Origin of the sequence: Spongiibacter sp., from assembly GCF_041602295.1 — a bacterium.
In the GTDB taxonomy this organism is placed as follows: Bacteria; Pseudomonadota; Gammaproteobacteria; order Pseudomonadales; family Spongiibacteraceae; genus Spongiibacter.
Window position 1 is genome coordinate 1 of record NZ_JBFIGO010000098.1, and the last position, 9,910, is coordinate 9,910.

7 protein-coding genes are annotated in these 9,910 nt (G+C 61.5%); all 7 read right to left on the reverse strand.

The features are described 5' to 3' along the window. Positions 1-485: TonB-dependent receptor plug domain-containing protein (locus tag ABYM29_RS12990; protein WP_372865200.1), on the reverse strand; the 485-nt coding region annotated here is incomplete at its 3' end. Between the two features lie 347 nt (positions 486-832). Beyond that, a complete protein-coding gene (locus ABYM29_RS12995) occupies positions 833-3,262 on the reverse strand; it encodes an acyl-CoA dehydrogenase (RefSeq protein WP_372865201.1) in 2,430 nt (809 codons plus the stop codon). Positions 3,263-3,354: 92 nt separating this feature from the next. Then, a complete protein-coding gene (locus ABYM29_RS13000) occupies positions 3,355-4,236 on the reverse strand; it encodes a mechanosensitive ion channel family protein (RefSeq protein WP_372865202.1) in 882 nt (293 codons plus the stop codon). Between the two features lie 115 nt (positions 4,237-4,351). Further along, positions 4,352-6,829 (reverse strand): TonB-dependent receptor, encoded by a 2,478-nt coding sequence (locus ABYM29_RS13005; RefSeq protein ID WP_372865203.1) that lies wholly within the window; start codon positions 6,827-6,829, stop codon positions 4,352-4,354. A 118-nt stretch (positions 6,830-6,947) separates the two neighbouring features. After that, on the reverse strand, positions 6,948-7,496 hold the full coding sequence (locus tag ABYM29_RS13010) for a chalcone isomerase family protein (RefSeq protein ID WP_372865204.1): 549 nt from the start codon (positions 7,494-7,496) through the stop codon (positions 6,948-6,950). Then, complete coding sequence (locus ABYM29_RS13015; protein ID WP_372865205.1) at positions 7,489-8,724, reverse strand: MFS transporter; 1,236 nt, start codon at positions 8,722-8,724, stop codon at positions 7,489-7,491. Before ABYM29_RS13015 ends, ABYM29_RS13010 begins: the two co-directional genes overlap by 8 nt. A 273-nt stretch (positions 8,725-8,997) precedes the next feature. Further along, the coding region (locus tag ABYM29_RS13020; protein WP_372865206.1) for a beta-ketoacyl-ACP synthase 3 at positions 8,998-9,910 on the reverse strand (913 nt) is incomplete at its 5' end.

Sequence of the window (9,910 nt, forward strand, 5' to 3'; positions counted from 1 at the left end):
ACATTGCCTTCGGCGTCTTCCGTTGGATTGGCGGTTTGAATGCTGATGGCACCGGCAATGCTGTTTTTGCCAAGCAGGATGTTCTGTGGTCCGCGCAGTACCTCTACGCGAGACAGGTCCAGGAAGGGCGCGCGCGCCAACTGGGCGCGACCGTAGGCAATACCGTCGACGTACATACCCACTGACTGCTCAAAGCCCTGGTTTTCACCGGAGCCGATACCGCGGATATAGATATCGGTACCGATACCGGATTCCGACATAGTGAAGTTGGGGACATAGGCCTGCAAATCTTCGATTTTGGAGAGGCCCGCCTCCATCATTTTTTCGCCGCCGATGGCACTGACCGATACCGGCACGTCCTGCAGGCTCTGCTCACGCAGCTGGGCGGTCACCACCACCTCTTCCAACATGGGCGCCGCCTGGGCAAAACTACTCAACAAGCTCAGCGGTAATAGGGGGGATAACGCGCGAATCCTTTTTTTCATTGTGACCCTCATTTTCGTAGGTATAGAGCGGTGCCTGGGCGACATAGGCCCGGACTGTTTATCAGTATCGGTGAGGTCATTACTATCTTTGGCCGCAGTCACGCCGCCTTCTTATTTATTGTGCTGGCAAGCCAGTGGTCGATGCCGACATGCCCGCGCGCAGTCTGCGAGCAGTTTTCAATGAACACATTGGCTGTGCCGCACTTTTAGCAAGTTTTTCGGCCAATGAGAAGATTTTTTGCCAAATAAATACCAATAACGAGACACATTAGCTGCTTTGGCTGTGGCTGGACGCTCGGGATTGCCGCCCCGCCAGCACAGGCGGCGGAGCATCCCAAGGTGGCGGTCTAGGGCCGAAAAGGGCGGATGTCGACCTCTTTGAGCGAGGCGTCAAAGGCATCGGTTAACAGGCAGTCGTAGCGGCGCGCATCGTAATCGGCAATGTTCTGGGCCTGCTCGGCGGTGACAATGCCGGCGCCCACAGCCGCCTGCAGTTTTTCGTCAATATTGCGGCCGGGCAAATGCCCCTCGGCGCGCAGAAATTGCTCGTAGTCGGCCTCCACTGCCAACAGCTGCTGAAAACAGCTCAACACCCGGCCACAGGCGTCGTCGGGGTCGCTGCTGACATAGACGCTCTCGGCCAACATCTGCCGCACGGGCTGCTCATTCATAATCATTTCACCCAGTTGGCGAATTTGGCCGTCGTCCGGGCCACTCTCCAGGTCGCCAAAGGGAAACAGCAAACCCTTGAGCAGCGCACCCAGCCAGCGCTGCGGAAAGTTTCGATACAGGGCGTTGAGGGCGCCTTGCGCGGCCGCCAAACTGCGGCGCAGGGCGTATTCGGCATGGGCGGTGGCCGCGTCGCTGTCCTCTTGCTCATCGTGAAACTTCAACAGCGCCGAGCTGATGACCAGCTGGCTGTGAACATCGCCGAGCCGCGCCGACAGCAACTCGCGACGCTTCAAATCGCCCCCCAAAGTCACCAGGGCAATGTCAGCGGTCGCCGCAAACGCGGCGCTCAGGCGGTCGAGCTTGCGGTAATAGGCCGCCAGCGGCCGACCGCGACCGGCGGCCGACAAACGCCCCGCACTCAGCGCCAGCAACAGCGCCCGGCTCAGTACCGACGCGGTGTGGCCCAGGTGGGCGCTGAACAAGGCATCGAAGCGCTGGGCCGCGCCGGCACTTTGATCATTCAGCGCCAACAGCTCATCGGCCAGAAAAGGGTGACAGCGGATCGCGCCCTGGCCAAAAATCATCATCGAACGGGTGAGGATATTGGCGCCTTCCACGGTGATGGCAATGGGCACGGTCTGGTAGGTCTGGGCCATAAAATTGCGCGGCCCCAACTGAATACCGCGCCCGCCGAGAACGTCCATACTGTGATCGACCACCTGGCGCATCATTTCGGTGGCGTGGTATTTCGCCATCGCGGTGAGCACGGCCGGGGCGCCGTCGGCCAGTGCGCGGGTGACAAAGGCCCGAAACGCCTCCAGGGTATAGGCCGAGGCGGCTATCTCCGCAGTGGCCTCTTGCACGCCCTCAAACTTACCGACCGGAATACCGAATTGGCGGCGAATCCGCGCAAAGGCACCCACCGTGAGGTAGCTCATTTCGGCGGCAGCAGTGGACAGCGCCGGCAGCGAGACGCCCCGTCCCGCGCCCAGGCACTCCACCAGCATTTGCCAGCCGCGACCGATATAGTCGCGACCGCCGATCAGCAGGTCGAAGGATATAAACACCTCGCTGCCGGTAATCGGGCCATTCATAAATGCCGCGCCGGGATTGTGGCGGCGGCCGATTTCCACGCCGGGCAGGTCGGCGGGCAGCAGGGCGCAGCAAATACCCAAATCCACCTTGTCGCCCAGCAAATTCTCGGGGTCTTCGAGCCGAAACGCGAGGCCGATGACGGTGGCAATGGGCGCCAAGGTAATCCAGCGCTTGGAGAAATTCAGGCGGATGCCGAGCATCTCCTCGCCGCGATAGTCGCCGCGACACACCACGCCATAGTCGGGGATGGCGCCGGCATCGGAGCCGGCCTCGGGGCCGGTGAGGCCAAAGCAGGGAATTTCATCACCCACCGCCAGACGCGGCAGCCAGTATTGCTGTTGTTCGGCCGTGCCGTATTTGGCCAGCAACTCGCCGGGCCCCAGCGAGTTGGGCACCATGACCGACACGGCGGCGACGCTGGAGCGGCTGGCAATTTTGCCCACCACCCGGCTCTGCGCATAGGGGCTGAAATGTCGGCCGCCAAATTGCTCGGGGATGATCAGGCCGAGGAAGCCTTTTTCTTTAATGAATTGCCACACCGCTTCCGGCAGGTCTTTAAGCTCATGCTGAATCTGCCACTCGTCCAGCATTGCACATAGCTGCTCGGTTTCAGCGTCGAGAAAGGCCTGCTCACGACTGCTGAGATACGGCAGGTGAATGGTGTCGAACTGCTGCCAATCAGGATGACCGGAAAATAGCTGTTGCTCCCACCAGGTGGTGCCCGCCGCCAAGGCCTCCCGCTCGGTATCGCTCATTTCCGGCATCATTTTGGCAAGCGCGCGTCGCGCCGGCTCGCTGATCAGCCGGCGGCGCAAACTGTCGACCAGCAGCAGCGACAGCACCGCGAGCAGCACCAGCAACCAGGCCGGATGCAACAGACTGGGTTGAATACTGGCTGCCAGCAGCCAACCCAGGGCAAAAACCAGCGCGCCGCGACGGCGAGGCAGCCGCAGGCTAAACACCGCCAACAGGGTGATAGCAATGCAAAAGATGGCAACTAAACTGTTCATACAGACCTCCCAGAGACGGCGGCAGCCGGCGCGCGCCAGCGACACTCAATCCCTATTTAGCCTAGGCGCTTATTGCCGGGGCTGCACAGTCTTTAGCGGTTTTCGGAGGACGCCGCGGGATGCAGGCCAGACACCAAGTGCAGATCGCGTTGCGGGAAGGGAATAGTAATACCGGCCTCGTTGAGGGCGGTGTCCAGCGCCCAGAGATAGGCCGAGCGAGTTGAGCTGTGTTGGGTGGAATACTCCGGCTTCACCCACACCATCAGTTCAAAGTCGAGGCTGGAGTCGCCAAAGCCTTTCATTTGCAAGGTGGGCTGGTGGATGGGCGAGTCGAGCAGGGTCTGCGGCTGCTTCATGGCGGCGGCCAACACCACCTCGCGGAGTTTCTCTTTGTCGCTGCCATAGGCCACGCCAAAGGGGATGCGCATCCGGCAGAAATTGTTGGTGAGGGTGAAGTTGGTGACCTTGCCGTTGACGAACTCGGAGTTGGGTACCACGACCTCGGCGTTTTCCAGCGTGGTAATCAGCGTGGCGCGCACGCGAATTTCGCTGACTACGCCAATCACGCCGCTTTCCAGCTGCACGTAGTCGCCCACTTTCAGTGAGCGCTCGACCAGAATGATCAAGCCGGAGACAAAGTTGCTGAAGATCGCCTGCAGGCCGAAACCAATGCCCACCGACAGCGCCGAGGCCACCAGTGCCAGTTTGGAAAAATCGATGCCCACCACCGACAGGGCGAAGAAGCTGCCGATGACCAGCACCATATAATGGGTTAGGCGCTCCATGGTATACAGCGAGCTGGGGCTGAAACCACTGCGCCGCGCCGCGATGCCGCGCAGGCTGCGGCGCAGGGTGGTAGAGATGGTCAGCGCAACGCCGACGATAACTACCCCGGCCAGCAGCGTCCCCAGGGTCACCGGGTGCTCGCCGAGGTTGATCAGCGGGTAGTTGAGGCTACTCTGCAACTTGAGCAAAAAGGCTTCGACGGTAATGGCAGTATCCTCGTGGGCGGTGGCGCTGGCTGATTAATATATAGCGCAGCGCGGCATTTCTACCAGCAGTGTAGCTCAGCGCGGTCGGCGGCTTGGCTTAGGGCTGCCAGCTGACCGTCACGCCCCACACCACCGGCATGGCGGTGTAGCGGCCGATGGTGTCGAGCTGATTGGTGACATTGTTGTAGTAGTACTCATCGCTGATATTGCGCCCCCACAGCTGCAGCTTCCAGGGGCCGGCCAGCGGCGCAAAGCCGACGCGGGCATTGATCACCGTGTAGTCATCCATAAAAAAGCGCCGGTCTTTTTCCAGCGAGGCGTTGGTTTCGCCGCGGTAGCTCAGGTCGGCGCCCAGTGACAACTCGTAGCGATCCAGCAGGGGCAGCACATAGTCGGCGATCAACGAGTACTCCCACTGGGGGCTGTAGTTGAACGGTTTGCCGCTGAAGTCGAACTCATCGCCATTGCTGTCGCCGCTGACAAACTCCTCAACTTCGGTATCTAAATAAGACGCCTGCAGGGCGATAAACAGGCCGCTCAGCGGGGTCATTTTCAGGTCCAGCTCGGCGCCGCGGACTTTCGAGCGCGGCGCATTGCGCAGTACCGGCAGAGCGCCGAAAACCGGGTCGCGGAAGTTGGTGACCAGCTGTTTATCGCGGTAGCGGTAGTCGAACACCGAGGCATTGAACTGCGCCCGATCCCACAGCCGCATCTTGCCACCGACCTCGATGGCGTCCAGGCGCTCCTGGGTGGCCGGTGCGTACTGCACTGAGTCGGAAATATTGATCACCGGAAAACTGCCGGATTTATAGCCGCGGCTCAGCGCCAGATAGGCGAGTTTTTCCGGAGCGAACTCCCAGTCCAGCGCGATGCGACCGGAGATATTGTCCTCGGCCAGCTTGCCGAAAAAGCGCTGCGGGCGGCGGGTCTCATTGTCCAGCGTAAAGCAGCCGCCGGACTCGGCGCTGCCCGGCGCATAGCCGGCCAATGGCGATTGCAACAGGCTGAGGGCGGTAAAGGCATTGTTCAGGCCGCTGCCCTCGTTGCGCGCGCCGGGGGCATCCTGGTCGGCGCCGGGGTTGTCCTCGACGTCGACATCCTGTGAACAGCCATTGAAGTTGCGCACTTCGTCGGTGTAGCGCGTGCCCAGACTCAGCTTCCAGCTGTCGGCAAAGCGCCACTCGCCGTGGGCAAAAATCGCCGCGACTTCTGCCAGCTGTTCGCCGCCGAAGCCCGAGCGGTTATCCAGGCCGGCAACGCCGTCGCCGTCGGGGGCGTCGACCGGGAAGACAATGCTCACGGTGTCGTGGTGCAGGCGCTGGAACTCGTCCACCTCATCTTCGCTGTAGTTCAGGCCCAGCTGCCAGAACAGGCTGTCGCTGGCATCGCCGGAAAAGCGCAGCTCGATATTGTAGAAGTCGCTGGTGGCAAAGACATTGCGCTCGGTGTTGACCGTATCGACCCCCGACTGGGGGATAAAACTGCCGTCGGATTCAAACTCACCGGCGGACAGCAGCAGCACCATGTCGCTGCGCTCATTGAGCTGATAATCCAGCCGCAGGCCGGCGGACACAAAACTGTCATTGAGACGAAACTCCATGCCGTTGTTGGGCCAGTCGGCGGCGCGCGGGTCGTCGGTGTCGGGGTCGTTGACCGGGTAGTTGGCGACATCCGGGTGCAGGCCGAACTGGCCGGTAGTGGCGTTCTGGGACTCGATGGCGATGACCTGCAGTGCCTGGGGCTCGGAGCGGTCACGCCAGCCATTGAGGTGGCCGCTCAGGGTCCACTGCTCACCGCCTTCCCAGCTCAGCAACAGTCGGGCGCTGTCCTTGTCGACCTCGCCCAGGGTGTCGTAGCCAAACTGCTGGTATTGGCCGCCAATATCGCGGCCGGTGTCGCCGTTGTAGGCCTCGCTGCTGCGGTGGCGGGTGCGGCTGCGCTGCCAGCCCTCATAGGCGCGAATGCGTTTGTAGGCCAGGCGCGCCGACAGCGTGTCGCTGAGGGGGCCGGAGACAAAGCCCTCGGCCTCGTAGCTGTCAAAACGGCTGTAGCTGAGCTCGGCGCCGTACTCGAACTCCTCGCCGGGTTTGTTGGCAATGTAATTGATCGCGCCGCCGGTGGTATTGCGGCCGTAGAGGGTGCCCTGGGGGCCCTTGAGTACCTCGACCCGGGCGATATCGAGGTTGCTGCCCTTGCTCATTACCGGAAACGGCAGATTGAACTCATCGACATAGACGCCGACGGTGGCACTGGCGGTCTGGCTGTTTTCATTAAAGCCGACGCCGCGCAGGGTGTAGATCGGCACATTGAAGCCGCCGTCGGCGTAGGAGAAGCCGGGCAACAGCCGGCCGAGGTCGCGGGTGTCGCTGACGCCCAGTGCGCGCAGGTCATCGCCGGTGTAGGTGGCGATGGCCAAGGGAATGCTGTTGGCACCTTCCTCTTTCTTTTGCGCGGTCACCAAAATTTCTTCAATTCCCAAACCGCGGTTGGTCGCGCCGGCATGGGCGTGCTCACTGAGACCCAGAGCGGCCACAAACAGCAGACGGGAGAGTGAGTGAGAGCTTGAGCGTGCCACAGCGAGACCCTTTTACTAGTACCGCGCGAGTACGGCGGAAAATGACGCGAATGCTAGCAAAATGTGCTGTACCGCTGGGCGGATTGTATAGACGCATATGTTATATGCTTATAACCAACTACTTTTGCACGGCCCGCCGCCACTCCCCCAGGAAATAGTCGCGCTGCGACTCGCTGACGGCCGCCCGCCCCAGCCAAACGCTGAGAATAATCGCCGCCGCCTCTGGCTCATTCAGCGTGCCGAGATGCCGCTGGTTGTGGTACAGGCTTAAACCCTGCTCGGGCTGCCAACTCAGGCGGTAGCGGTCACCTTTCTCAACACCGAGATACCAGCTGTTAAACTGCCCGATGGCGGACCGGTGCGCGGCCAATTCCGCGTCGCTATAGTTGTCCGCCAGGCAGTCGAGGGTGAGTTTGCGAAAGCGCTCAGCGGACACCGCAAGACCGTACTCGATAACAATTTGCTTGCCGTAGGCCGGATCGAGAATATCCCCACTGGCCGGCGCCGACTGCCGTGGATCAATCTGCAGCTCGGTGTAAGTCAGCTCCTTCCACAATAACTTGTAGCGATCCGCCGCCACCGTTTGCCAGTCGGCCGCCCAGGCGGGCACCGCGAAGATAAAGCCGAGCGCAAGTGCCGACACCAGTAAAAAAGGCAACCTAGGCATTGTGCACCTCCTCGCTTAACTGGCGCAGCTGAGGCCGACCGAGCAAGGCGAAAACCAGCAGCTTTAATACCACCGGCGCCACCACATAGGCGGCGACGATCGCCCAATCCGGCGGCACACTTGCCGCGGCCGGTACCAGTTGGCTGCCCAGCCAGAGATAGCCAACACCCACGGCCAGGCCCATAGCCGCCTTACCGAGCATGCTCCACAGCGCAAATAACTTTGCCGCAATGGCCGCACCGGGCCGCTCGGACAGCATTTTCCGCGCCAACCCGGTCTGCATAGCAGACGGAATCGCCTGGTCGGCGCCCAGCATTAAGCCCGTGCCGACACTGACCGCCACAAACCACGCGACATCGCCCTCGCCCAGCAGCGCCGCCGCACTGAACAGCACCGCCGACAACAACAAGCCCAGGCGCCAGCAAAACAGGCTGCCCCAGCGCTTGGCCAGGGCATACCACAGCGGCACGGCCAACAGCCCCGCCAAGAAATAGCTGAGCAGCACCACCGCAATCATGTCCTCGGCGACCAATACTTCGCGCAGATATAACACCAACACCGTACCGGGAATGGCATTCGCCAGCATGTTGATAAACCAGGGCAGGGCGAGGGCGCGCACCTGGGGCTCGCGCAACAACTCGGCAAAGCCGCTGGCGCGGGCATTGGCCGGCGGCCGATGGCTGCCCTGATTCAGCACCGCAAACAGCAAAAACAACAGCAGCGCCGCCGCCACATAGGGCAGGAACTGTTTGGCGACCAAGGCCGGAAAGAGCATCGCCAGCAGCGTGCCAAATAACAGCATCGCCTCGCGAGCACTGTTGAACGCCAGGCGCTGCTCGTCGTTGCGACTCAAGGACACCGCCAGTGCCAACCAGGGTACGGTGATCAGCGTCCAGCCCAGCATCAGGCTGATCAATACCAACAACAGCAGTATCGGCGGCCACGGATGGGGCGCCAGCAAAAGTAACACGGCGCTGGCGGCCATCAGTAGCCAGCCTCCGAGCCACAGCGAGCGCCGACAGCCGCGACGATCTACCAGCGTGCCGACCGGTAGGTCGGTCACAACATCGGCGACACGGGCGACGAAAAACACCAGGCCGATAACCGCGTAGCCATAGCCACCCTGTTCCGCCAGCCACAGCGGCACGTAGATATAAAAGGGCAAACCCAGTGCCGCCAGCGGCAGGCCGGGGAGGGCATAGCGAAATAATCGCCGCAGCTGTGTCATCGCCTTACCTCTGTTACTCACTATGGGGATGCCGCCCACTGCCCGGCGACACAGACTGCAGCGCACCGGGAGGGCCAATGATTACTGACCCGGTTTACGCAGAACCGCAACGGCGCGATCACTAGCTACAGCAAAGACCCGCATTTCAACGGCCGCAACCGTTAACGCGAAGAGATGGAGATAAAGACGAGACCCCGCTGCACATGCGCGACAAACAGGGTGGCAGGGGCAACACCGCGGCCGGCTGCACGCGCCGGCCGCAGTCGCAAAAACTTACTCGGCAGCAGCCGCCGCCTTTTGCTCAGCGGCGGCACGACTGCCGTCAATCCAAGGTTTAAGCAGCTCCAGCGCGGTCTGCTGGCAGGGCTCGAGCTCCTCGCTACATTCGCGCAATGGCGTCACCCGGTCGCCCCACTTGATCAACGCCGCCCCCCAGGTCAGACCGGCACCAAAGGCCGCCGTCAAGATATAGTCTCCGGGCTTTACGCGGCCCTCTTCCAAGGCCTCGCACAAGGCGATGGGCACCGTGGCCGCCGAGGTGTTGCCATATTTTTCAATATTGACCACCACCTTTTCTTCCGGCGCTTTCAGACGCTTCATCAAGGTTTCAATAATGCGGACATTGGCTTGGTGAGGCACCAGCAAATCGATGTCTTCAGCGGCAATATCGGCCTTTGACAACACATCGTTCACCGCCTGCCCCATGCCGCGCACCGCGCGCTTAAAGATCTCCGGGCCCTCGAAATTCACATCGAAATAACCGTCAATCCCGGCAAAACGCTCGCGTACCGTCCCCGAATCCCGGGCGGCGAGAATATCGCGGGCATCGCCATCACAGCCCAGCTTCTCCGCCAGCAGGCCGCTCTCTTCCTCGCCGGCCTCCAGGATCACCGCGCCGGCGCCATCGCCAAACAACACCGCGACATCGCGCATGGTGTAGTCCAGAAAGTAGGGGATGCGATCGGCGCCGATAACCAACACCTTCTTCATGGCACCGGAGCGAATCATTGCCGTGCCGACACTCAGGCCGTAAACAAACCCTGTACAGGCCGCATTGAGATCAAACACCGCCGCATTCACCGCGCCAATGCTGTTCTGCACAAAGGAGCCGGCATTGGGGATTAAGGTATCGGGGCAGGCCGTGCCGAGAATGATCATATCCAGCTCGGCGGGGTCGAGGTCAGCG

Excerpts from the sequence above, each read along its gene's own strand:
- ABYM29_RS13015 (WP_372865205.1), bottom strand. The coding sequence starts at position 8,724 with ATGACACAGCTGCGGCGATTATTTCGCTATGCCCTCCCCGGCCTGCCG.
- ABYM29_RS13010 (WP_372865204.1), bottom strand. The coding sequence starts at position 7,496 with ATGCCTAGGTTGCCTTTTTTACTGGTGTCGGCACTTGCGCTCGGCTTT.
- ABYM29_RS12995 (WP_372865201.1), bottom strand. The coding sequence starts at position 3,262 with ATGAACAGTTTAGTTGCCATCTTTTGCATTGCTATCACCCTGTTGGCG.